This is a genomic window from Kocuria sp. NBRC 114282, from assembly GCF_030268385.1.
Lineage (GTDB): Bacteria > Actinomycetota > Actinomycetes > Actinomycetales > Micrococcaceae > Kocuria > Kocuria palustris.
On the sequence record NZ_BSQO01000001.1, the window covers coordinates 349077 to 371631 of the forward strand.

General features: G+C 70.8%; 18 protein-coding genes, 1 pseudogene and 1 riboswitch. Of the genes and pseudogenes, 15 read left to right on the top strand and 4 right to left on the bottom strand.

The features are described 5' to 3' along the window. Positions 1-2 precede the first annotated feature (2 nt). The gene (locus QSJ40_RS01595; RefSeq protein ID WP_285728406.1) at positions 3-1373 is read right to left on the bottom strand and encodes an MFS transporter; all 1371 of its coding nucleotides are present in this window, start codon (positions 1371-1373) and stop codon (positions 3-5) included. 232 nt (positions 1374-1605) lie between these two features. Between QSJ40_RS01595 and QSJ40_RS01600 the strand changes: the two genes are divergently transcribed. From QSJ40_RS01600 to QSJ40_RS01640, 9 genes are all read left to right on the top strand, one after another. Next, positions 1606-4830: a Na+/H+ antiporter subunit A gene (locus QSJ40_RS01600; protein ID WP_285728407.1), complete on the top strand. Its 3225-nt coding sequence runs from the start codon at positions 1606-1608 to the stop codon at positions 4828-4830. After that, positions 4827-5348, top strand: coding sequence for a Na(+)/H(+) antiporter subunit C (locus tag QSJ40_RS01605; protein WP_285728408.1), 522 nt, complete (start codon positions 4827-4829; stop codon positions 5346-5348). Before QSJ40_RS01600 ends, QSJ40_RS01605 begins: the two co-directional genes overlap by 4 nt. After that, positions 5345-7180 (top strand): Na+/H+ antiporter subunit D, encoded by a 1836-nt coding sequence (locus QSJ40_RS01610; protein WP_285728409.1) that lies wholly within the window; start codon positions 5345-5347, stop codon positions 7178-7180. The genes QSJ40_RS01605 and QSJ40_RS01610 overlap by 4 nt, the downstream gene beginning before the upstream one ends. Further along, on the top strand, positions 7177-7860 hold the full coding sequence (locus QSJ40_RS01615) for a Na+/H+ antiporter subunit E (protein WP_061712173.1): 684 nt from the start codon (positions 7177-7179) through the stop codon (positions 7858-7860). Before QSJ40_RS01610 ends, QSJ40_RS01615 begins: the two co-directional genes overlap by 4 nt. Continuing rightward, on the top strand, positions 7857-8243 hold the full coding sequence (locus QSJ40_RS12755) for an MrpF/PhaF family protein (RefSeq protein ID WP_352155859.1): 387 nt from the start codon (positions 7857-7859) through the stop codon (positions 8241-8243). The genes QSJ40_RS01615 and QSJ40_RS12755 overlap by 4 nt, the downstream gene beginning before the upstream one ends. Beyond that, positions 8243-8632, top strand: coding sequence for a monovalent cation/H(+) antiporter subunit G (gene mnhG / locus QSJ40_RS01625; protein ID WP_024289798.1), 390 nt, complete (start codon positions 8243-8245; stop codon positions 8630-8632). The genes QSJ40_RS12755 and mnhG overlap by 1 nt, the downstream gene beginning before the upstream one ends. Before the next feature lie 107 nt (positions 8633-8739). Then, on the top strand, positions 8740-9021 hold the full coding sequence (locus QSJ40_RS01630; RefSeq protein ID WP_285728410.1) for a DUF4235 domain-containing protein: 282 nt from the start codon (positions 8740-8742) through the stop codon (positions 9019-9021). 145 nt (positions 9022-9166) lie between these two features. Continuing rightward, positions 9167-9271: riboswitch (TPP riboswitch) on the top strand. Positions 9272-9384: 113 nt separating this feature from the next. Then, positions 9385-10053 (top strand): ECF transporter S component, encoded by a 669-nt coding sequence (locus QSJ40_RS01635; RefSeq protein WP_006213845.1) that lies wholly within the window; start codon positions 9385-9387, stop codon positions 10051-10053. After that, a complete protein-coding gene (locus tag QSJ40_RS01640; RefSeq protein WP_040560441.1) occupies positions 10050-12491 on the top strand; it encodes an ATP-binding cassette domain-containing protein in 2442 nt (813 codons plus the stop codon). The genes QSJ40_RS01635 and QSJ40_RS01640 overlap by 4 nt, the downstream gene beginning before the upstream one ends. Positions 12492-12501: 10 nt before the next feature. Here QSJ40_RS01640 and QSJ40_RS01645 read toward each other — a convergent pair whose 3' ends face one another. Both QSJ40_RS01645 and QSJ40_RS01650 read right to left on the bottom strand, forming a co-directional pair. Continuing rightward, complete coding sequence (locus QSJ40_RS01645; protein WP_285728411.1) at positions 12502-13092, bottom strand: nucleoside/nucleotide kinase family protein; 591 nt, start codon at positions 13090-13092, stop codon at positions 12502-12504. Positions 13093-13095: 3 nt separating this feature from the next. Further along, positions 13096-13587, bottom strand: a complete 492-nt coding sequence (locus tag QSJ40_RS01650; protein ID WP_285728412.1) for a low molecular weight protein-tyrosine-phosphatase — start codon at positions 13585-13587, stop codon at positions 13096-13098. 264 nt (positions 13588-13851) lie between these two features. Here QSJ40_RS01650 and dnaK point away from each other — a divergent pair, with 264 nt between their 5' ends. The 5 genes from dnaK (at position 13852) to QSJ40_RS01675 (ending at position 20388) form a co-directional block, all read left to right on the top strand. Beyond that, positions 13852-15711, top strand: coding sequence for a molecular chaperone DnaK (dnaK, locus tag QSJ40_RS01655; RefSeq protein WP_285728413.1), 1860 nt, complete (start codon positions 13852-13854; stop codon positions 15709-15711). A 160-nt stretch (positions 15712-15871) separates the two neighbouring features. Next, positions 15872-16477 (top strand): nucleotide exchange factor GrpE, encoded by a 606-nt coding sequence (locus tag QSJ40_RS01660; RefSeq protein ID WP_285728414.1) that lies wholly within the window; start codon positions 15872-15874, stop codon positions 16475-16477. Between the two features lie 174 nt (positions 16478-16651). Next, positions 16652-17662, top strand: coding sequence for a DnaJ C-terminal domain-containing protein (locus QSJ40_RS01665; protein WP_024289805.1), 1011 nt, complete (start codon positions 16652-16654; stop codon positions 17660-17662). 101 nt (positions 17663-17763) lie between these two features. Next, a complete protein-coding gene (locus tag QSJ40_RS01670; protein WP_006213838.1) occupies positions 17764-18246 on the top strand; it encodes a heat shock protein transcriptional repressor HspR in 483 nt (160 codons plus the stop codon). Positions 18247-18369: 123 nt separating this feature from the next. After that, the gene (locus tag QSJ40_RS01675) at positions 18370-20388 is read left to right on the top strand and encodes a BCCT family transporter (RefSeq protein WP_278856413.1); all 2019 of its coding nucleotides are present in this window, start codon (positions 18370-18372) and stop codon (positions 20386-20388) included. On the opposite strand, the gene trmB is transcribed toward QSJ40_RS01675, so the two are convergent. Beyond that, positions 20370-21179, bottom strand: coding sequence for a tRNA (guanosine(46)-N7)-methyltransferase TrmB (trmB, locus tag QSJ40_RS01680; protein ID WP_006213835.1), 810 nt, complete (start codon positions 21177-21179; stop codon positions 20370-20372). The genes QSJ40_RS01675 and trmB overlap by 19 nt on opposite strands. Before the next feature lie 177 nt (positions 21180-21356). Between trmB and QSJ40_RS12760 the strand changes: the two are divergent. Further along, positions 21357-22497, top strand: a pseudogene (locus QSJ40_RS12760) (multidrug effflux MFS transporter). Positions 22498-22555 lie beyond the last annotated feature (58 nt).

The window sequence follows — 22555 nt, forward strand, 5'->3', positions numbered from 1 at the left end:
GCTCAGGCGGTGTGCGCGGTGGAGACCGCTTCGGCGGCGGCCACCGCGGGCCGGGGCCGCGTGGGCAGCCCGATCATCATGAGAAGGCCCAGCAGGACGACGGCCACGATGCCCAGGATCCCGTAGCGCTGTTCGCCGAAGACGCCGATGGCCGTCCCGAACAGCAGCGGGGCCAGGAAGCTCACCGCACGCCCGGTCGTGGCGTAGAGCCCGTAGAGGGAGCCCTCCGTGCCCTCGGTGGTCAGCCGCCCCAGGTAGGACCGCGACGAGGCCTGGGCCGGGCCGACCGCTACGCACAGCGCCAGGCCGCAGACCCAGAAGGCCCCCTTGCCCTCGAGCAGCATCAGGGCGGTGCCGGCCACGGCGACCAGGGCCAGTGCGGCGACGATCACCGGCTTGGGACCCAGGCGGTCGTCGAGCTGGCCGCCCAGCAGTGCACCGAGGCCCGCGATCAGGTTGCCCGCGATCGCGAAGATCATGACCTCGGTGAGGCTGAACCCGAAGGTCCCCGCAGCGATCAGGCCGCCGAAGGCGAACACGGCGGAGAGGCCGTCGCGGAACACGGCCGAGGCCGCGAGGAAGTGCAGCGCCCGACGATCTGTGCGCCAGAGGTGGACCACCATGCGCACGATCTCCCGGTGGGGAGCCAGAGCTCCGCCGCCGGTGCCCGGGGCCCGGTGGCTGGGACACCGGGCTTCGATGCGGCGCAGGCTCACGATCAGCGGGACAGCCAGGACGACGCACCACACGGCGCAGAACAGGGCGACCGCCCGGACGTTGAGGGCCTCGTCCGTGGGCAGCCCCACGAAGCCGGGCGTGATGAAGCCGAACAGCACGAACGCGGTGGCCAGGATCGAGAAGATGTAGCCGACAGCCCAGCCGCGTCCGCTGACGCGTCCGATCGACTCCGGGGAGGTCAGTCCGGGAAGGGTCGCGTAGTAGTCCACGACGGCGAGCTCCTTGGCCGCGTTGGCGGCGCTGAGCAGGACGACGCCGAGCATGAGCAGCTGCTCGTCGGGGCGCACGAGGAAGCAGGCTGCCGTGCACGCCGCGCAGATCCCCGTGAACACGGCGATGCCGGTCGATCGGCGGCCGCTGCGGTCGGAGAGCCAGCCGATCAGCGGAGCCGCCACGGCGATCATCACCGCGGCCACGACCGTTCCCCGGGACAGCATCTGCGTGGCGTGCTCGGTGCTGCCGAAGGACCCTGACGTCAGGTATGTCCCGAAGACGAACGTGATCATCAGCGCATCGATCACGGAGATCGCGGCGTCGTAGAGGTACCAGGAGCGCAGGGCGCCGGGCCCGGCGGGGGACAGCGGAGCAGGGGGAACCGTCGGATCGACGGCCGCGGGCCGCGCAGTGGATTCCATGATGCTGAAGACTAGGGGCGACGGCGGCCGTCGGACGATTTCGCGACAAGGTGAAGGTGGCCCTGGGCACGGCGGGGCCTGCCGGCGAGTTGGTAGTCTGCTGGGCAGTTCCCCGCAAGACGACCCCGCAAGACGACTTACGAGCCGCTGCCCTTGTCGCCGGTCCCTCGACCGATCGGCCGGCCTGCAGAGCCGCTGGTCGTCAACTCCTCGAGCCGCAACGGAGGCGCACGTGCTGGCAGTGCTGATAGCCCACGCAGCCATCGCTCTGCTCGCACCGCTCCTGTTCACCCGCTTCGGCCGGTCCGCCTTCTACGTCATCGCGGCGGTGCCGGCGGCCTCGTTCATCTGGGTGCTGCTGCAGGGCGGGGCCGCGCATTCCGGGCAGTGGCAGCAGGTGATCCCCTGGCTGCCCACCATGGACCTGGCGATCGCCCTGCGCACCGACTCCCTGGCGTGGGTGATGTCGCTGATCGTGCTGGGCATCGGTGCGCTCGTGCTGGCCTACTGCGCCCGCTACTTCTCGGAGGACTCCCCGGACACGGGCTCCTTCGGCGCGCAGCTGGTCGCCTTCGCCGGGGCCATGTACGGGCTCGTCGTGGCCGATGATCTCCTGCTGCTGTTCATCTTCTGGGAGATCACGACCGTCCTGTCGTTCCTGCTCATCGGGTATGCCCGCGTCCGGCTCTCGGCTCGTCGCGCCTCCATGCAGGCCCTGATCATCACGACCGCCGGCGGCCTGACCATGCTCGTGGGCGTCATCCTGCTGGGGCAGAGCGCCGGCACCTACCGGATCTCCGAGCTCGTGGCCATGGGCCCGCAGCTGGCCTCGCACGGGCCGATCATCGACGTCGCGATCGCGCTGCTGCTCGTGGGCGCTGTGACCAAGTCGGCGCTGATCCCGTTCCACTTCTGGCTGCCCGAGGCCATGGCCGCCCCCACGCCCGTCTCGGCCTACCTGCACGCCGCCTCCATGGTGAAGGCCGGCGTCTACCTGGTGGCCCGGCTGGCCCCGGGCTACTCGGACACCGCCGCCTGGCAGCCCATGCTGCTCACGCTGGGCGTCGGCACCATGGTCTTCGGCGGCTGGGTCGCCATGCGCCAGTACGACCTCAAGCTGCTGCTGGCCTACGGCACCGTGTCCCAGCTGGGCTTCATGATCCTGGTCCTGTCCGTCGGCACCCCCGACGCCGCCCTGGCCGGCATGGCGCTGCTCGTGGGCCACGCGCTGTTCAAGGCGACCCTCTTCCTCACGGTCGGGATCATCGACCACGAGACCGGCACCCGCGACATCCGCAAGCTCTCCGAGCTCGGTCGCCAGATGCCCGTCCTGCTGGTCGTGGCGATCATCGCAGCGGCCTCGATGGCAGGCGTCCCGCCGTTCGGGGGCTTCGTGGCCAAGGAGGCCGTGCTCGGCACCCTGCTCCACGACGTCCAGGCGGACACGGGAGACGCCCTGGCCTGGATCCGCCTGCTCGGCGTGATCCTCGGCTCGGTGTTCACCGTCGTGTACTCGGCCCGCTTCGTGTGGGGCGCCTTCGGGGTCAAGCGCAGCGCGTTCGCCCAGCTGCCCACGGGCGAGGACGGCCGGCCCATGCGCACCCCGGCCCACCACGCAGCCCGCTCCTTCGTGGCCCCTGCCGTGGTGCTCACCGTCCTGACGATCGTCTACGGCTTCGTGCCCGGACCGGTCGAGCACTCGCTGCTGCCCTGGGTGGGCGAGTTCGCCGGCGAGGCCACGCTGCACCTGGCGCTGTGGCACGGCATCAACGGCGCGCTGCTGATCTCGCTGGGGATCATCGCGCTCGGGCTCCTCATGCACGCCAATCGCCGCACGCTGGCCGCGGTGCTGCACTCCCTGCCGCACATGACCCCGGCCGAGCGGATCTACCGCGAGGTCATCGACTCCCTGGACAAGCTGGCTGTGTGGGTCACGGGCAAGACCCAGAGGGGCTCGCTGAGCTTCTACCTCTCGGTCATCCTGATCACGGCGATCGTCGTGCCGGTCACCGTCCTGTTCCTCTACGAAACCCCGCCGCTGGGCTCCATGCGCATCGCGGACTCGTGGGGACAGCTCGTGGCGGCCGCGCTGATCATCGGCGCGTGCCTGGCCGTGCTGCGCGCGGGCAAGCGCTTCCTGGCCGTGCTGCTCGTCTCCGTGACGGGCTACGGCCTGGCGCTGACCTTCGCCCTGCAGGGCGCCCCGGACCTCGCGCTGACCCAGACCCTCGTGGAGACCATCGCCCTGGTGGCCTTCGTGCTGGCGCTGCGGACCCTGCCGGCGCCCGTGTGGGACCGCAAGGCCGATCGCACCCGCCTGCCGCGGGCCATCATCGCGATCCTCTTCGGCGGCTTCATGATGCTGCTGGCGGCCTTCTCCATGGCCTCGCGCACCGAGTCCCCGGTCTCGTTCGCCATGCCGCGGCTGGCCTACGAGGAGGGCGACGGCGCGAACGTCGTGAACGTGCTGCTCGTGGACATCCGCGTGTGGGACACGTTCGGGGAGATCTCCGTGCTGGTCCTGGCAGCCACCGGCATCGCCTCGCTGATCTTCGTGCTCGGGCGCCGGGACCGCCCGCACGCCACGGCCCAGCCCAGCACCGGGCAGATCCGCCAGATCCGCCAGCGCGCCGAGATCACCGCGCGCAGCTTCGAGACCGAGTTCGACCGCGTCTCGCGGTCCTTCCGCGGCGACGAGGACGATCCCTACATCGTGGCCGGGCGCACGCTGTCCCCGGAGCGGCGCTCGATCGTGCTCGAGATCGTGACTCGGCTGCTGTTCCACACGATCATCATGGTCTCGCTGTACTTCCTGATCGCCGGTCACAACCTCCCCGGCGGCGGATTCGCCGGCGGCCTGACCGCCGGTCTGGCGCTCACGCTGCGCTATCTCGCGGGCGGGCGCTACGAGCTGTGGCGCTCGACGCCCATCAACGCGGGCACCATGCTGGGCCTGGGCCTGGCCATCGCCGCGGTCTACGCCATAGCCCCGATCTTCTTCGGCGGCTCGATCATGCAGAGCTACACGTTCGAGTGGACCTGGCCGATCATCGGCGAGGTGAAGTTCGTGACCGCCATGATCTTCGATGTCGGCGTCTACCTGGTGGTCGTGGGCATGGTCCTGGACGTCCTGCGCTCGCTCGGCGGGCAGATCGATCGGCACACGGAGGACGAGGCGCTGCGCCGCCGTCGTCGTGCCGCCGGTCGCGGCGGCGCCCGCATCCGCGTGGTGCGCCGCCCCTCCTCGGAGCCGGGCAGCACCGGGGCGATCACCGTCCTGCGCGAAGAGGCCAGCGACGACGTCGACCTGACCGAGAGCGACGCCACGCAGGACGTCACCGTCTCCGAGACCGACCTCAAGGACTTCGGGGGCGGGGGCATGGACCGGCAGCAGATCCTCAGCGCCGGCAAGCGCACAAGCACCGATGACGACCGGACGGGGGAGGGACGACGATGAGCCTGAACCTCACCATGTTGGTGGTCATGGGCGTGCTCTACGCCGTGGGCGTCTACATGCTGCTCGAGCGCTCGCTGACCCGCGTGCTGCTGGGCATCATGCTGCTGACCAACGGCACCAACCTGCTGCTGCTGCACACCGGAGGGCTGCCGGGGCGCTCGCCGCTCTACGACTCAGGTCTGGACCCGAGGGCCTACTCGGACCCGCTGCCGCAGGCGCTCGTGCTCACGGCGATCGTGATCGGCTTCGCGATCACCGCGTTCCTGCTCGGCATGATCTACCGCTCCTGGGTGCTCTCCCATCGCGATGAGATCACTGACGACGCCGAGGACCGCCGCGTGGCAGTCCAGTCGTCGTACGACGAGGAGCTGGACGCCGAGGTGCCCGAGGAGGACTCGGAGTTCGACGACGACGAGATCGACAAGCACGAGAAGGAGAGGGCCAAGGAGCTGGCACGCCACCGCAGGGAGCATGAGTCCGCTGAGCGGCGGCGTCAGCGCAAGGAGGGACGGCGATGAGCTTCGACATCATCCAGCTCGCCCCGCTGGCCATCGTCCTGCCCTTCCTGGGCGCGGCGCTGTCGCTGGTGCTGGTGCGCCGCAACCGGGCCCAGCGCTTCGTGGCGATCGTGTCGCTGTCGCTGACGCTGCTGGCCGAGTGCCTCGTGCTGGCCACGGCATGGGAGTCGGCCCCCACCTCGATCAACATCGCCGGGTGGCAGGCCCCGTTCGGCATCGTGCTGGTCGTGGACCAGCTCTCGGCCATCATGCTCGTGGTCTCGACCCTGGTCTCGCTGGCGGTGCTGCTGTTCGCGACCGGGCAGGGCATCGCCGACGGCGACGACGACGGCCCCATCTCGATCTTCTACCCCACCTTCCTGATCCTGGTCGCGGGCGTCTCGAACGCGTTCCTTGCGGGTGATCTCTTCAACCTGTACGTGGGCTTCGAGATCCTGCTGATGGCCTCCTACGTCCTGATGACCATGGGCGGCACGGCCCAGCGCATCCGGGCCGGCGTGACCTACGTGGTCGTCTCCGTGATCTCCTCGGTCCTGTTCCTGATCGCCATCGCGATGATCTACGCGGCCACCGGCACCGTGAACATGGCGGATCTGGCCGTGAAGCTCGGCGATCTGCCGGTGGGCACGCAGATGCAGCTGCACCTGATGCTGCTGGTCGCCTTCGGCATCAAGGCCGCGGTCTTCCCGCTGTCGTTCTGGCTGCCCGACTCCTACCCCACGGCCTCGGCACCCGTCACGGCCGTGTTCGCGGGCCTGCTCACCAAGGTGGGCGTCTACGCGATCATCCGCACCGAGACGCTGCTGTTCCCGGGGGACGGGGCGGATCAGCTGCTGCTGTGGGTCTCGCTGCTCACGATGGTCGTGGGCATCCTGGGAGCGCTGGCCCAGATCGACATCAAGCGTCTGCTGTCCTTCACGCTGGTCAGCCACATCGGCTACATGATCTTCGGCATCGCGGTCGGCACGCAGACCGCCATGGCGGCAGTTGTCTACTACGTGGTCCACCACATCATCATCCAGACCAGCCTCTTCCTGGTGGCCGGTCTGATCGAGCGCCGGGGCGGGTCGACCAACACGGACCGCCTGGGCGGTCTGGTCGGGCTGTCGCCGCTGCTGGCCCTGCTGTTCATGATCCCCGCGCTGAACCTGGGCGGCATCCCGCCGTTCTCCGGCTTCCTGGGGAAGGTGGGCCTGATCCAGGCGGGCACCGACCAGGGCGGCTGGGCCATCTGGGTCGTGATCGCCGGCTCCGTGCTCACCTCGCTGCTGACGCTGATGGCCCTGATGCGCATCTGGAACAAGGCGTTCCTGCGCGCCCCCGACGACGCCGACTACCCGGATCCGGTCCTGCTGGTCTCCCGGGACGAGGCACGGGAGCACGGGCCCCGCAGCGCCGCCTCGGTGTCCATGGAGGCCGAGGGCGGCGGCCGGTGGGCCGGTCGCAGCAACGTGCAGCTCATGCCGTTCTCCATGGTGATGCCCACCGGGATGCTCGTGGCGGTCGGGGTCGCCCTCACGGTCTTCGCGGGACCGCTGTTCTCGGTGGCCGACAACGCCGCGGAGAACCTCATGCACCCCGAGCGCTACGTCGAGGCGGTCTTCGGCGACGAATCGGGACCGCGCGGCGTCGTGGACGACGGCGAGGACCCGAGCTCCGATGACCCTGCCGCACCGAGCGTGCCGGAGGGCGAGCAGTACGGGGAGGACGTGGGCGAGGACAGCGGCGCCGGCATCCAGCGCGAGGTCTACGACGGCACGGATTCGCGGCCCTCGGCCGAGGCCGACGCGCAGCGGCAGGGCGCCGAGCAGTCCGAGGAGGCAGATCAGTGAGCTCGACAGCGACATCCCGCGGGTCCGCATCCGCCCGGCCGCGGCGGCGCGAGCACCGCTGGGCCGTGGAGATCCCCCTGATCCTGTGGCTCATGCTCGTATGGGCCGTGCTGTGGGGCGAGCTGACGGCCAAGAACCTCCTGGTGGGCCTGGTGCTGTCCCTGCTGGTCACCCGGGCGCTGGCACTGCCGCCCGTGCAGCTGTCCAGCCGCTTCAACGTGCTGCACGCCGTGACCCTGTTCGTCACCTTCCTGTGGCAGGTCATCCGCGCCAGCTTCGAGGTCATGTGGACCGTGATCGCCCATGGGCCCAGGGCCTCCTCGTCGGTGACCGCCGTGCAGATGCGCTCGCACTCCGATCTGATCATGACCGCGACCGGAAGCACCACGGGACTGATCCCGGGCTCGGTGCTGCTGGAGGTGGATCGTCCGAACGCGATCCTCTACTTCCACGTCCTGGACGTGCACGACGACGAGGACATCGAGCACTTCCGGGAGTCCGTGCGCAACACCGAGGCTGCCTGGATCCGCATGATGGGCTCTCCGGAGGACTACGCCGCGCTGCGGCGCGAGGACGCCCAGAAGGGCCGTGGACTCAGCCCTCGGGCCGTGCTGCGCAGCTGGGCGGGCTACGCCCACAGATCGAAGGCCGAACGACGGGATGAGGAGCAGAGCCGATGAGCACCTTCGTCATGGCCGTGTGCCTCGTGATGCTCGCCGGTGGGGCCGCCGGCGTGCTGTACCGACTGGTGAAGGGACCCTCGCTGCTGGACCGCGTGCTCTCCAGCGACGTCCTGCTCTCCGTGGTGGTCGCCGCGATCGCCCTGGAGATGGTCTGGAGCGATCACTCCGACTACATGATGGTCATCGTGACCGTCTCGCTGCTGGGCTTCATCGGCTCGGTGTCCGTGGCGCGGTTCGTCCAGCCCACGCGGCCCCGGAAGACGGGCCAGACCGATGAGGGCGCCACCAAGGAGCCGGTCGAGGGCGAGCGGGCCGAGCAGGATCACCGGCCCGCCCCGATGCAGAAGCCCGCCCCGTCCGAGAAGGAGGGACACCGCTGATGGATCCCATGGACCTCGTGCTCGACATCGTCGTGGGCGTGCTGCTGCTCGTGGGCTGCCTCATGTCCCTGACGGCCGGCCTCGGCCTGATCCGGCTGCCGGACGTCCTGTCGCGGATGCACGCGGCCACCAAGCCGCAGGTGCTCGGTCTGCTGTGCATGCTGCTGGCCGTGGTGATCCACTCCCGCGAGTGGACGCTGCTGCCGCTGGCCCTGCTGGGCTGGGCCCTGATGCTGCTCACGGCGCCGGTCTCGGCGCACATGGTGGGGCGCTCGAGCTATCGGACCAAGCACGTGCTCGATGAGACGCTGATCGCCGATGACCTGGCCGCAGCCCTGGACGAGGCCGACACCGCCGAGTCGCAGGGCGGCGCGGATCGCCCGTCGTGATCCGCGACGGCTCGCCGAGCGCGCTAGGGTGAGCACCGAACCTCCGGCGCCGGCTGAGGCGCCGGTTCCGCGATCTCCCGAGTGGCTCACTCGGGGTAGGAGATGACATGAACCCCAAGATCATGGGACTCATCGGCACCGGCGCGTCCGTGCTGGGCGTGCAGGCCGCCACCAAGGGCCTCGACGCCACGTGGAAGAAGGTCACCGGCCGCCAGGTCCCGTCCAAGGGCGATGACCCCCGTGAGGACCGCTGGCTCGACATCGTCCTGTTCGCGGTGGTCAGCGGCGTGCTGACCACGGTCGTGCGGACCCTGGTCAACCGCCAGGTCGCCGAGCAGCGCGAGAAGGCCGAGCTCAAGGCCCATGAGAAGGCCAAGGGCCGCGCCTGATCTCGACCAATCCGGGCCGGCCGCTGCGCGCGGCCTGCTGATCGATGGCGAAGGCGCCGGGAGCCGTGTGCTCCCGGCGCCTTCGTCCGTTCCGGGTCCGGCTGAGGGCGACCTGCATCTGCTGCGCGTTTGGCGTAGGATCCCAGGAATACGACAGGGGAGCGCCCGAGGGCGCTGAGAGTGCGGTCCGCCGCAGACCCTCGAACCTGCTCCGGCTAGCACCGGCGAAGGAAGTCGAGCATCTCGGAGGTGCTTCTCGCGCGTTCCTGCGGGCGCCCGCCCACGCAGCATCGCGCGAGAAGCGCTTCTCCCCTCCTGATGACAGGGGCGCCGCGGCGTCCCCGGGCCCCCAGGAGGACCACCATGACGCAGCATCGCAGCACCGGTCAGATGAGCACCGGATCCGGCCTCGATACGCGCTCGGACCGCGACTCCGGAACCGTCGGCTCCCCGCAGCGCAGCGCGCGCTCCCGCCTGCGGTGGCGCGTGCTCGACCTCGTGGTCCTCGCAGTGCTGGCCGCCGCCTGCGGCGTGATCTTCTGGGCCTGGTCCGCTCTGGTCTACCCCCTCTCCCAGGCCGTCACGGTCGGCTATCCGCCGGCGGGCGGCCTGCTGGTCGGCGGATGGCTGATGGCCGGGCCGCTGGCCGCCCTCATCATCCGCCGCCCCGGCGCAGCGCTGGCCTGCGAGCTGCTGGCGGCGTGCTTCGAGGGGCTGCTGGGCACCCACTTCGGCATGACGGTCGTGCTCTCCGGTCTCATCCAGGGCGCGGCGGCGGAGGCCGTCTTCCTGGCCGCTGGGTACCGCCGCTTCGGCCCGGTCGTGGCCGTGGCCTCGGGCGCTGCCGCCGGAGCGCTCGGGACGCTGACCGAGTGCCTGATCTACTACTACGAGTGGCCGATGGCCCACCAGGCGGTCTACGTCGTGCTGGGCACGGTGTCCGGGGCGGTCATCGCCGGTCTTGCCATGTGGGCACTGACGCGCGCTCTGCGCTCCACGGGAGTGCTCTCGGGCCTGGCCTCCGGTCGATGACCGCTCGCACGCACGGAGCCGACAGGGCCGTGCGCGGCGGAGCCGCCGTGCTCGCGCGCGGCTTCGGCTGGCAGCCCGAGGGTCGGAAGACCCCAGCCCTCGAGCAGGTGGACCTCGAGATCCCCGCGGGGCAGCGCGTGCTGCTGCTGGGCGCCAGCGGCTCGGGCAAGTCCACGCTGCTGCACGCCCTGGCGGGCGTGCTCCCGGACACCGAGGACGATGCCCCCTCCGATGCCCCCGGGCCGGGGCCCGACGGCGGTCGCGCAGCGCCCTCAGGAGGCAGCGGCCCGCGCGGCGAACTGCTCGTGGACGGACAGCCCGCAGCCCAGCGCGGCGTCGTCACCGGCCTGCTCCAGCAGGATCCGGAGTCCTCGATCCTGCTGGCCAGGGCCGGCGACGACGTCGCGTTCGGCCCGGAGAACCTGGCCGTGCCCGCCGAGGAGATCTGGGACCAGGCCGATGCCGCCCTACGTGCCGTGGGGCTGGAGATCTCCCGCAGCCGGGACACCTCGGCGCTGTCCGGCGGGCAGCAGCAGCGCCTCGGCCTGGCCGGCATCACCGCCATGCGCCCGCGCCTGCTGCTGCTCGACGAGCCCACGGCCAACCTGGATCCAGAGGGGGTGGCCACCGTCCGCAGGGCGGTCGAGACGGTGGTCGAGGACACCGGGGCCACGCTGATCGTGGTCGAGCACCGCACCGAGGTCTGGGCGGATCTGGTGGAGCGCGTCGTGGTCCTGGGGCCGCGGGGAGTGCTGGCCGACGGGAGCCCCGAGGACGTCCTCGGCGCCCGGGGGGCCCAGCGCGAGCAGCTGCGCCGCGCCGGCATCTGGCTGCCGGGCCAGCGCGCCGCCGCGGCCGCCCCGGCCCCCGCCCCCGGTGAGCTGCTCCTGCGCGCCGACGAGCTTGAGGTCTCGCGCGAGCAGCCCTCGCAGGGCCTGCTCTCCCGCCGCCGTCGCCGCGTGCGCCGCGGGGACGCGGTGCCCGACGGGGCCTGGGCCGGCGCCCCGGCGGCGCAGCCGGTGGACCTGCGCCTGCGCGCCGGCAGCGCGCTCGCGCTGACCGGGCCGAACGGCGCCGGGAAGTCGACGCTGGCCCTGACGCTGGCCGGTCTGCTCGTGCCTAGCGCCGGTACGGTGCGCGCTGCCGGCAGCCTCGCCGGAGGGCTGCCGGACGATCCTTCGGTATGGTCCGGCCCGGAGCTTGTGGAGCGCATCGGCACGGTCTTCCAGGAGCCCGAGCATCAGTTCCTCACCGGCAGCGTGCGCGAGGAGCTCGCCGTGGGCCCGCGCCGGGCCGGGGTCCCCGAGGACGAGATCGCCCGCCGCGTGGACGAGCTGCTCGAGCGGCTGCATCTTTCGGCCCACGCCGAGGCCAATCCCTTCACCCTCTCCGGGGGCCAGAAGCGCCGCCTGTCCGTGGGCACGGTGATGGCTGCAGCACCCCAGATCCTCATCCTGGACGAGCCCACCTTCGGGCAGGACGCAGTGACCTGGGCGGCCGTCGTCGAGCTGCTGGCCGAGCAGGTGCGGCAGGGCCGCTGCGTCGTGGTCGTGACCCATGATGACGACCTGGTCCGCGCCCTGGGAGCCGAGGAGATCGCGGTGCGACCCCGAACCCGGCCGACGGAGGAAGCGCGGCCCACGAGCGCGCCCGCTCGGCAGCGCGGCGCCCTGGCTCGCCGCGACGCCCTGGCCAAGCTCGGGGCGGTCGCGGTGCTGAGCCTGGCGCTGCTGCTCTCGGCGGATCCCGTGACCTCCGGACTGATCCTGGCCGTGGAGCTCGTGGGCCTGGCTGCGATCGGCCAGCGGCCCGGTGCTCTGCTGCTGCGGATCTGGCCCCTGCTGGTGGCCGCCCTGCTCTCGGGCTGGGGCACCGCGGTTCTCTCGGATGCCGGCGGGCACCTGTGGGTGAGTGCCGGGCCCCTGCAGCTGACCTCGGGCTCGATCGCCGCCGGGGCCGCGATCGCGCTGCGTGGGCTGGCCCTGGCCCTGCCGGGCGTCATGCTGCTGCTGAGCACCGACCCGACCGATCTGGCCGACCGGCTTGCCCGGACCATGCGGCTGCCGGTGCGGGTCGTGCTGGCAGCGCTCGTGGGGCTGCGCCTGGTCACGGTCATGATCGATCAGTGGCAGGTGCTCGTGACGGCTCGTCGGGCACGCGGCGTCGGCGGCTCCCGAGCCCCCCTGGCGGCAGTGCGGGAGCTGGGCGGGCGTGCGTTCGGGCTGCTCGTGCAGTCCCTGCGGCGGGCCTCGCGGCTGGCCGTGACCATGGAGGTGCGCGGCTTCGGCGGGGTGGTGGACGCCGGCAGCCGCACCTGGGCTCGACCTCTGCGCTTCGGACGGGCCGATGCCCTGCTGCTGGGGGTCGCGGTCGCAGCGGCGGGGGCGGCGCCGGCGGTCTCCGAGCTGCTGGGGACCCACCGCTTCATCTGGCAGTGAGACCGAGGGCTCAGCCGGTGGGGCCGGGCTGGATGATGGTGGCGGACTCCCACACGGGATCGCGCTGCAGGTAGTCCAGCTCCTGCTGGGCCCAAATGTCCCAGTAGGGCTCGAAGCCGCTGTCGCGGTTCAGGGCGCGCTCCCGGCGCTGGGCCTCCGGCAGCTCGACCCACACGGAGACGTCGAGGACCTCTCGCGCCGGTGCGCTGCAGGCTCCCACACCCTCCAGGACCACGATCTCCGCAGCACGGGTCAGCCGCGGTCCGCCCGGCGAGTCGGCCAGCCAGTCCCACGCCGTCCAGTAGGCGTCCCGGCCGTCGCGCAGCGGGGAGAGGATGGACTCCTCGTACATGGCGATGCCCCGATCCAGGCCGTCCCAGCCCGGGTAGAGGTCCTCGAGGTGGAAGACCACGACATCTCGGGTCACGGACAGCACCTGCGCGAGCTGCCCGGCCAGCGAGGTCTTGCCCGCCCCGGAGCGTCCGTCGATCCCGATGAGGTGGGGCCGGTGGATCGGCTCGGTGAGCTGATGCATGAGGGCGATGCCCGAGGGGTTGCGCTCGGCGATCGCGGGGTCCATGTGCAGCTCGACGTCCTGCATGCCTCAGGCCCCTGCCTGTTCGCGGGCGTGCTCGACGATCCCCGGCAGCGCGTCGACGACCATCTCCCACGTGCTCTCGAAGCCCTCGGCCCCGCCGTACCAGGGGTCCGCCACGCCCTGCTCGGACTCGGGCAGATCGGCGGCCTGCGGGTCGAAGGAGCGGTACAGGCGCACCCGGTCCTGGGCGCCCTCCGGGGCCATGGCGCGCAGGGCCCGAGCGTGCTCAGGAGTCATGGCCAGCAGGAGGTCGTGGTCCTCGAACCACTGCAGGGTGACCTGGCGGGCGCTGTGCCCGGAGGGATCGAGCCCCTCGCGCTCGAGCACCCGCGCCGCCCGGGGATCCACGGGGTTGCCGTGCTCCTCGTCCGAGATGCCCCCGGAGTCCACCGCGACCGATGAGGAGAGCCCGGCGCGATCGAGCTCGCGCTCGAGGGCCAGCTCGGCCATCGGCGAGCGGCAGATGTTGCCGGTGCACACGACTGCGATGCGATACATGCGTTCCAGTGTAGGCGGCATGCATGTGCGGCGTATGAGCGGGCCCTGACGAGCGCGGGACAGCGGAGTGCACGGGCGCATCGGAAAGTTGATACGAACTGACTCAAGTCTGCTTGACACGAAGGTTGGCAGGGCTATACTTGAGTCCAGAAAGCTCAACGAGAGAGGCCGTCCGGGGCGAAGGGTCCGGCAACCGCTCGCAGTGAGCAGGACACGCATAGATCCGAAGGCCCCGGAAAGGCTTCGGCAGAAGGAGGAATTAGCATGGCTCGAGCAGTCGGCATCGATCTGGGCACCACCAACTCCTGCGTCGCAGTGCTGGAGGGCGGCGAGCCCGTCGTCATTGCGAACGCGGAGGGTGCCCGCACCACCCCGTCGGTCGTCGCATTCTCCAAGGACGGCGAGACCCTCGTGGGCGCCGTCGCCAAGCGACAGGCCGTCACGAACGTCGATCGCACCATCGCTTCGGTCAAGCGCCACATGGGCACGGACTGGACGATTACGGTCGACGACAAGAAGTACACCCCGCAGGAGATCTCGGCCCGCACGCTCATGAAGCTCAAGGCGGACGCGGAGGCCTACCTGGGCGACGACGTCACGGACGCCGTCATCACCGTTCCGGCCTACTTCAACGACGCAGAGCGCCAGGCCACCAAGGAGGCCGGCGAGATCGCGGGCCTGAACGTCCTGCGCATCATCAACGAGCCCACCGCGGCTGCCCTGGCCTACGGCCTGGAGAAGGGCAGGGAGGACGAGAACATCCTCGTCTTCGACCTCGGCGGCGGCACGTTCGACGTCTCCCTGCTGGAGGTCGGCAAGGACGACGACGACTTCTCCACCATCCAGGTCGCTGCCACCGCCGGCGACAACCGCCTGGGCGGCGATGACTGGGATCAGCGCATCGTCGACTGGCTGCTGGAGCAGGTGAAGTCCAAGACCGGCGCGGATCTGTCCAAGGACAAGATCGCCCTGCAGCGCCTCAAGGAGACCGCCGAGCAGGCCAAGAAGGAGCTGTCCTCGGCCTCCTCGACCAACATCTCGCTGCAGTACCTCTCCGTCACCAGCGAGGGCCCGGTGCACCTGGATGAGACCCTGACCCGCGCCAAGTTCGAGTCCCTGACCTCGGATCTGCTGGCCCGCGTGGAGAAGCCCTTCCGGGATGTCATCTCGGAGGCCGGGATCAAGGTCTCGGACATCGACCACGTGGTCCTCGTGGGCGGTTCGACCCGCATGCCCGCGGTCGTGGAGAAGGTCAAGGAGCTCTCGGGCGGCAAGGAGCCCAGCAAGAGCGTCAACCCGGATGAGGTCGTCGCGATCGGCGCCGCCATCCAGGCAGGCGTGCTCAAGGGCGACCGCAAGGACGTGCTGCTGATCGACGTGACCCCGCTGTCGCTGGGCATCGAGACCAAGGGCGGCGTCATGAACAAGCTGATCGAGCGCAACACGGCCATCCCGACCAAGCGCTCGCAGGTCTACACGACCGCCGAGGACAACCAGCCCTCGGTCTCGATCCAGGTCTTCCAGGGCGAGCGCGAGTTCACCCGGGACAACAAGAACCTGGGCACGTTCGAGCTGACCGGCATCGCGCCGGCCCCGCGCGGCGTGCCGCAGATCGAGGTCACCTTCGACATCGACGCCAACGGCATCGTGCACGTGTCCGCCAAGGACAAGGGCACCGGCACCGAGCAGTCCATGACCATCACCGGCGGCACCTCGCTGTCGCAGGAGGACATCGACCGCATGGTCAAGGACGCCGAGGCCAACGCCGAGTCGGACAAGAAGCGCCGCGAGGCGGCCGACATGCGCAACAACGCCGAGCAGCTGGCCTACTCGACCGAGAAGCTCGTCAAGGACAACGAGGAGAAGCTCTCCGACGATGTCAAGACCGAGGTCCAGGCGGACATCGACGCGGTGAAGACCGCGCTCGAGGGCGACGACGACTCCGCCGTGGAGTCGGCCGTCGAGAAGCTGCAGGGCTCCATGGGCAAGATCGGCGAGGCCGTCTACTCGCAGGACGGCGCCGAGGGCGCTGCCGCAGGCGAGCAGCCCGCCCAGGATGAGGACGAGGACATCGTCGACGCCGAGGTCGTCGACGACGAGAAGGACTCCGACTCGTCCAAGTGACCCGTGCTGCGAGGCTCGCCCGAGCGCCTCGCGGGGCCCGTCGCGCACAGCGACGGCCCCGCGGCGGCGCCGGGCGGGCCTCACCCGCATCCGCACCCCGTCGCGCGAGCCCCAGCCCGTTCGGGCGGGCTGCGCGCCCACACCGCTTGAGGAGCCAGACATGACCACCAATCCAGAGGACCCGCGCTCGGAGGATCAGGTGCCCGGCGATGCCGAGCAGCCCGCCGAGAACCAGGAGCAGGCCTCAGCCGAGCAGCCGCTGACCCCGGAGGACGTCCTGGGCGCGGAGCAGACCGAGGAGGCCCGCCAGGCCGATCAGGCCGGCTCCGCCGAGGGCGAGCCGAAGGGCGATGACCTCGCCCGCGAGCGGCTCGAGGACCTGCGACGCCTGCAGGCCGAGTTCGTGAACTACAAGAACCGCACGGCCCGCGAGCGCGATCAGCTGCGCGATCACGTCATCGCCGACGTCATCGGCTCGCTGATCCCCGTGCTCGATGACATCGATGCCGGCCGCCAGGCCGGTGAGATCACCGACGGCCCCTTCGCCCGGATCTCCGACAAGCTCGAGGAGACGCTGCAGCGCAGCGGCCTGCAGCGCGTGGGAGCGGTCGGGGAGGCCTTCGACCCGAACGTGCACGAGGCCGTGCTGCAGCAGCCGGCGGAGGGCGTCGAGGCCGATCACGTCTCGCTCGTGCTGCGGTCCGGCTTCCGCGTCGGGGATCGAGTGGTGCGCGCGGCCCAGGTGGCCGTCGCCCCCGGCGACTGAGCTCGATGCGCTCGCGAGCACCGCGCCCCGAGCCGCTGCGCGGACTCGAGAACCTGAGCTGACGGGGCCGTCCGCCTCGGCGGGCGGTCCCGTCAGCTCCTTCTGCACCGCCCGAGGGATCGGGCCTGCAGTCATCAGCATCCACACCGTCAACTGCCCCTGAAAGGAGGCGTCATGGCCAGTCAGGACTGGATCGACAAGGACTTCTATGGCGTTCTGGGCGTCTCCAAGGACGCGACCGACGCCGAGATCAAGAAGGCCTACCGCACGCTCGCCAAGAAGCATCACCCGGATCGCCACCCCGGTGACCCGGAGGCGGAGGCCCGCTTCAAGGAGATCTCCGAGGCGCACGACGTCCTCGCCGATCCCGAGGAGCGCCAGCAGTACGACCAGATCCGCGCCATGGGCTCCGGCGCCCGCTTCGCCGGCGGCTCCGGAGGCGGGGGTTTCGAGGACCTGTTCGGCGACGCCTTCGGAGGGGGCGGGCGCACCCGCACCCGCTACACCACCACCGGCGGCGGCGGAGGCTTCAGCTTCGAGGACCTCTTCGGAGGCGGCGGCTTCGGCGGTGGGGGCTACAGCGGCGGCTACAGCGCCGGAGGCTTCGACGGCTACGAGTCCCCTCAGCCGCCCGCCAAGGGCGAGAACCTCACCACGTCCACGCTGATCTCCTTCGACGACATGCTCAAGGGCACCACGGTGCGGCTGCGCCGCTCCGACGGCAAGACCACCACGGTCAAGGTCCCGCAGGGCGTGCGCGACGGTCAGAAGCTCAAGCTGCGGGGCAAGGGCCATGACGGCCCGGGCGGCCCGGGCGACCTGATCCTCACGGTCAAGGTCGGCGAGCACCCGGTCTTCTCCCGCAAGGGGGAGACGGACGACCTCCTGGTCACGGTGCCGATCTCCTTCCCGGAGGCCGCGCTCGGGGGCACCGTCCAGGTCCCCAAGCCGACCGGCGGCACCGTGTCGCTGCGCATTCCGGCCGGGACGTCGTCGGGACGCCGCTTCCGCGTGAAGGGCCAGGGCGTGCACTCGTCCAAGGGCCAGGGCAATCTGATCGTCACCGTGGAGGTGGCCGTGCCCGCCGAGCTCAACGACGCAGCCAAGAAGGCGGTCGAGGACTTCGCCGCCGCCACAGCCGGCGAGGATCCCCGGGCCAAGCTCATGGAGCGCGCCGGCGCGTGAGCCGGCTCCGGGCCCGGCCTCGCAGCGCCGGCCCGGGATCGCTCCCGGGGCCGCCCGCCGGGACACCGGAACCCCATCATCTGGAAAGGAACGTGAATGCCATGGCTCTCGACACGGACAAGCCGCTGTTCGTGATCTCCGTGGCGGCCGAGCTGGCGTCCATGCACCCGCAGACCCTGCGGCAGTACGACCGCCTGGGGCTGGTCCAGCCCTCGCGAGCCCCGGGCCGTGCCCGGCGCTACTCCCAGCGCGATGTGGAGAAGCTGCGCCAGGTCCAGGAGCTGTCCCAGGACGGTGTCTCGCTGCAGGGGATCAAGCGCATCATCGAGCTCGAGAACCAGGTCGCCGCCCTGCAGCACCGGGTCACCGAGCTCACGCGGGAGCGCGACGAGGCCCTGGAGCAGGTGGAGTCCGACCAGTACGTGTTCGCGGCCACGGCCTCGGGCGAGATCGTGCGCCTGCCCCGCGGCAGGCGGCGCCTGCCGAGCGAGCGCCCCGAGGTCTCCAGCTCCCGGGCGCTGATGCTCTACCGCCCGAGCGACGGCCAGGGGCGCGCCTCCGCGACGCAGCGCCAGCGGCCCTGAGGCAGCACAGCGGCACGCGCTGGTCGAGGCTGTGAAGGCGGCGGTCCGTCCTCCCCGGGACGGGCCGCCGCCTTCGCCTATGGTGAAGCAGTCCATCGAACCGCGACACCGAAGGCCCCCCCCATGCCCAGGAGCGAAGCGTCCGGCACCCCCACCGAGTCCCGACGACACGGGAAGGAGGCCGCAGCAGGGCGAGCCTTCCTGCGGGAGATCACCTACCCGCACAATATCCACCCGGTGCTGGTGCCCGGCATCTCGGTGGACGGCCAGCTCAACCGCTACGGCGTGGACCGCATCGTCACCGTGGTCACCGGAGCGCTGATCCTGGCGTTCATCGTGTGGGGCCTGCTCGACACCCAGTCGCTGACCGAGATCTCGACGGCCGCGCTGCGGTGGACCAGTGTGAACATGGGCTGGGCCTTCAACTCCCTGGCCGTGGGGCTGCTGATCTACCTGGTGTGCCTCGCCCTGTCGCGCTACGGCCGGATCCCGCTCGGCCTGGACACCGACGAGCCCGAGTACTCGACCGCGTCGTGGGCGGCCATGCTCTTCGCGGCGGGCATCGGCATCGGCATCATCTTCTTCGGGCCGTTCGAGCCCATGACCTACTTCCTCTCGCCGCGCCCCGGCTCGGTCGATCCGGGCACGCAGGAGGCCATGAAGCTGGCCTCGGCCCAGGCCGCCCTGCACTGGGGCCTCAACGCGTGGGCGATCTACGGGATGGTGGGACTGGCCGTGGCCTACGCCTCCTACCGCCGCGGCCGCGTCCCGCTGATGAGCTCGGTGTTCGCCCCGTTCTTCCGCGACGGGCGCACGGACAACGCCGTCGGGAAGATCATCGACATCCTGGCGATCATCGCCACGCTGTTCGGCACGGCCGCCTCGCTCGGCATCGGGGCGCTGCAGATCGGGCGCGGCGTCGAGATCTTCGCCGGCCTGGGCGAGACGGGCAATGCTATGGCGCTGATGATCATCGCCCTGCTCACCTCCGGATTCATCGCCTCGGCCGTCTCCGGGGTCTCGCGCGGCATCCGCTGGCTGTCCAACATCAACATGGTGCTGGCGGTGGCCCTGGCGCTGTTCTTCTTCATCGTGGGCCCCACGGCGTTCCTGGCCAATTACGTCCCCGCCGTCGTGGTGACGTACTTCGCCGAGCTGCCCACGATGCTCTCCGCCTCGATGTCCGACGGTCCCGAGATGCAGGAGTTCCTGTCGTCGTGGACCACGTTCTACTGGGCCTGGTGGGTCTCGTGGTCGCCGTTCGTGGGCGTGTTCGTCGCCAAGATCTCGCGCGGGCGCACCATCCGGCAGTTCATCTTCGGGGTGCTGTTCATCCCGTCGTCGATCGTGGTGCTGGCCTTCACCATCCTGGGCGGCACGGCCATCCGCGAGCAGTTCCAGCATCAGACGATCGCCCCCGACGGAACGGCGGCCAGCCTGCCGGCTCCCGAGGAGATCTTTTTCGTCGTGGCCGATACCCTGCCCGGCGGGGCGGTCGTGACGGGGATCGTGATCGTGATGCTCGCGGTCTTCTTCATCACGACCGCCGATTCGGCCTCCGTCGTGGCCTCCCAGATGTCGCAGAAGGGCAATCCCGAGCCCCGCAGGCTCGTCACCGTCTTCTGGGGCCTGTGCATGGCCGGGATCGCGGTCGTGCTGCTGCTGGTCGGCGGTGAGAACGCCCTGACCGGGCTGCAGAACATGATCACCGTGACCGCGCTGCCGTTCACGCTGATCATCTTCGCCATGGCCGTGGCCTTCCACAAGGATCTGCGCACCGACCCCTACATCCTGCGCAGCGCCTACGGGGAGTGGGCCCTGGAGAAGGCCGTGCGCCACGGCGTGGACGAGCACGGCGACGACTTCATGCTCGCCGTGCAGAAGGCCGACGGCCCCGACCGGGAGTGGGCCACGGCGGCCGATTTCGACTCCTCGGCCAGCGAGTACACCGACTGGTACCAGCGCACCGATGAGAACGGCCGTCCCGTGGACTACGACTGGGGCACGGGCACGTTCCCCGCTCAGGAGGACGAGCCCCGCAGCCCGGACGCCGACGGGTCGTCGGTCGAGGGGCGCCCGGAGGCCGGCGCCCAGCCGGGCGCCGAGGCCGGCCCCGGCGAGGATCAGCCCGAGAAGCGGTAGGTCAGATCCCGCGGAGTGCGCCCGGCCTCCCTGGCCTTGCGCTCGAAGCTGGTGAGGGTGCGGCCCTCCCAGCGCGGCGCCCAGCCCTGATCCGGCTGGGCGTCATCGGCCAGGGGGCCGGGGTGCAGGTTCTCGAAGCGGCCGTCGGCCTCGATGACCTCGCGCATCTGGATCGCGTACTCCTGCCAGTCCGTGGCCAGTCGCCAGGTGGCGCCCGGGCGCAGCACGCGGGCGACCTTCTCGACGAAGCCGGGGGAGACCAGGCGGCGCTTGTGGTGGCGCTTCTTGTGCCACGGATCGGGGAAGAAGACCCACAGCTCGTCGACCGAGGCCGGCTCCAGGAAGTGCTCGAGCACCTCGGGGGCATTGGCCTGCACGGCGCGCACGTTGGTGGCCCCGGCGGCGTCGGACTTGGAGAGCAGGTCGGCCAGACCGGGGGTGTAGACCTCGACAGCCAGGAAGTCCTGGTCGGGGACCTCGGCGGCGCGGTGGGCCATGGCCTCGCCCAGCCCGGAGCCGATCTCGACGACCAGCGGGGCGCGCCGGCCGTAGACGGCCTCCTGGTCGAACACGGCGTGGGCGGCCACGGAGGTGTCGGTGATCTCGCGCGGGACCTGAAGGATCCGCTCGGGGGCCAGCTCGTCCCAGGCCCTCTGCCGGCGATGGGTCAGGCGGTCGCCCCGGCGCACGAAGGACAGCGGCTGGCGGTGGAAGCGGGTGGGATCCGCATCCCCGCCGGTCTGGTCGTCGGTCTCGGGCGCGGTCTGATCGGGGGAACTGTGCTCGCTCATCAATCGATGAGTCTAGCCAGCCGCTAGGGTGATGGGGCCGCCGCCCACCCCTCCCCGCCCTGACCGGGCATGTCCCGCAGGAGCACCATGTCGTCGCTGACCAGGCTGAAGCTGTCCTCCGGAGCAGATCGGGCCATGTTCATCGTGGCCCTGGGCATCATGGCGGCGGTGAGCCCCATGGCCACGGACATCTACCTGGCCTCGATCCCGGCGGCGGCCGAGTACTTCCGGACCCCGATCACGGCGGTCCAGCTCTCGCTGAGCACGTACATGATCGGCATGGCCCTGGGGCAGCTCGTGCTGGGGCCCGTCTCCGATCGCCTGGGGCGCTACGGCCTGATCGTGGCCGGCACCTCGGTGTTCACGCTGAGCTCGGCGGGCATCGCCCTGTCCACGAGCATCGAGATGATGCTCGTGCTGCGCGCCGTCCAGGGGATCGCCGGTGCCGCGGGCGTGGTGGTCGGGCGTGCGATGGTCTCGGACACGGTCTCCGGCATCGAGGCCGCCAAGGTCTACACGCTGCTCGGCACGATCACCTCCATGGCGCCCATCGTCGCGCCGCTGATCGGCGGAGTGATCGCCTCGCAGGCGGTGTGGCAGACGGTCTTCTGGCTGCTCACGGGCTTCGGCCTGCTCATGCTCACCGGGACGCTCGTGGTCCTCAAGGAGACGCTGCCTCCGGCCGAGCGCAGCCGTGCCGGCCTGGTGGGGATCTTCGAGGGGCCGTGGCGCATGCTGGGCCAGCCCGTGTTCATGGGCTGGGCGCTGGGCGCTGGCCCTGGCCTTCGCCTTCGGCTGCCTGTTCTCCTACATCTCCGCCTCCTCGTTCGTGCTCCAGAACATCGTGGGGCTCTCGGAGCTCGGCTACTCGGTCGTCTTCGCCCTCGGCGCGCTGTGCGGGCTGATCGGGGGCCTGGTCAACGTCCGCCTCCTGAACCGCTTCTCCCCGGGCGCCATCCTGCGCACGGCGCTGATCGCGCTCAGCTGCATCAACCTGGTGGGTCTGGCGGCTCTGCTGGCCGGTGCGCCGATGTGGACGCTGATCGCCCACGTGGTGGCCGCCCAGGCGTGCTTCGGATTCGTGATGGGCAATGCGATCGCGCTGGGCCAGGCCGAGGCGCGGCACCGGGCCGGGGCCGGCTCGGCGGTTCTCGGGCTGCTGCAGTTCCTGCTCGGAGGGATCGCCAGCCCGCTGTCCGGACTCGGCGGCGACAGCACCGCGGTGCCCATGGCGGTGTGGATGCTGATCTTCTCCGGACTGGCGCTGATCTGCGCCGTGACCGCCCTGCGGCTGTCCCGGCGCGCCGACGCCGACTGAGCGGACCAGCGACGGGCAGGCCTGCCGACACACTTCTCCCGTGAGCAGGCCGAGCACC

Bases quoted from the DNA above. Each gene is read 5' to 3' on its own strand.
- QSJ40_RS01650 (WP_285728412.1), bottom strand. From the start codon at position 13,587: ATGTATCGCATCGCAGTCGTGTGCACCGGCAACATCTGCCGCTCGCCG.
- QSJ40_RS01610 (WP_285728409.1), top strand. From the start codon at position 5,345: ATGAGCTTCGACATCATCCAGCTCGCCCCGCTGGCCATCGTCCTGCCC.
- QSJ40_RS01635 (WP_006213845.1), top strand. From the start codon at position 9,385: ATGACGCAGCATCGCAGCACCGGTCAGATGAGCACCGGATCCGGCCTC.
- QSJ40_RS01645 (WP_285728411.1), bottom strand. From the start codon at position 13,092: ATGCAGGACGTCGAGCTGCACATGGACCCCGCGATCGCCGAGCGCAAC.
- dnaK (WP_285728413.1), top strand. From the start codon at position 13,852: ATGGCTCGAGCAGTCGGCATCGATCTGGGCACCACCAACTCCTGCGTC.
- QSJ40_RS01640 (WP_040560441.1), top strand. From the start codon at position 10,050: ATGACCGCTCGCACGCACGGAGCCGACAGGGCCGTGCGCGGCGGAGCC.
- QSJ40_RS01630 (WP_285728410.1), top strand. From the start codon at position 8,740: ATGAACCCCAAGATCATGGGACTCATCGGCACCGGCGCGTCCGTGCTG.
- QSJ40_RS01595 (WP_285728406.1), bottom strand. From the start codon at position 1,373: ATGGAATCCACTGCGCGGCCCGCGGCCGTCGATCCGACGGTTCCCCCT.
- QSJ40_RS01675 (WP_278856413.1), top strand. From the start codon at position 18,370: ATGCCCAGGAGCGAAGCGTCCGGCACCCCCACCGAGTCCCGACGACAC.
- mnhG (WP_024289798.1), top strand. From the start codon at position 8,243: ATGGATCCCATGGACCTCGTGCTCGACATCGTCGTGGGCGTGCTGCTG.
- QSJ40_RS12755 (WP_352155859.1), top strand. From the start codon at position 7,857: ATGAGCACCTTCGTCATGGCCGTGTGCCTCGTGATGCTCGCCGGTGGG.
- trmB (WP_006213835.1), bottom strand. From the start codon at position 21,179: ATGAGCGAGCACAGTTCCCCCGATCAGACCGCGCCCGAGACCGACGAC.
- QSJ40_RS01670 (WP_006213838.1), top strand. From the start codon at position 17,764: ATGGCTCTCGACACGGACAAGCCGCTGTTCGTGATCTCCGTGGCGGCC.
- QSJ40_RS01665 (WP_024289805.1), top strand. From the start codon at position 16,652: ATGGCCAGTCAGGACTGGATCGACAAGGACTTCTATGGCGTTCTGGGC.
- QSJ40_RS01660 (WP_285728414.1), top strand. From the start codon at position 15,872: ATGACCACCAATCCAGAGGACCCGCGCTCGGAGGATCAGGTGCCCGGC.
- QSJ40_RS01605 (WP_285728408.1), top strand. From the start codon at position 4,827: ATGAGCCTGAACCTCACCATGTTGGTGGTCATGGGCGTGCTCTACGCC.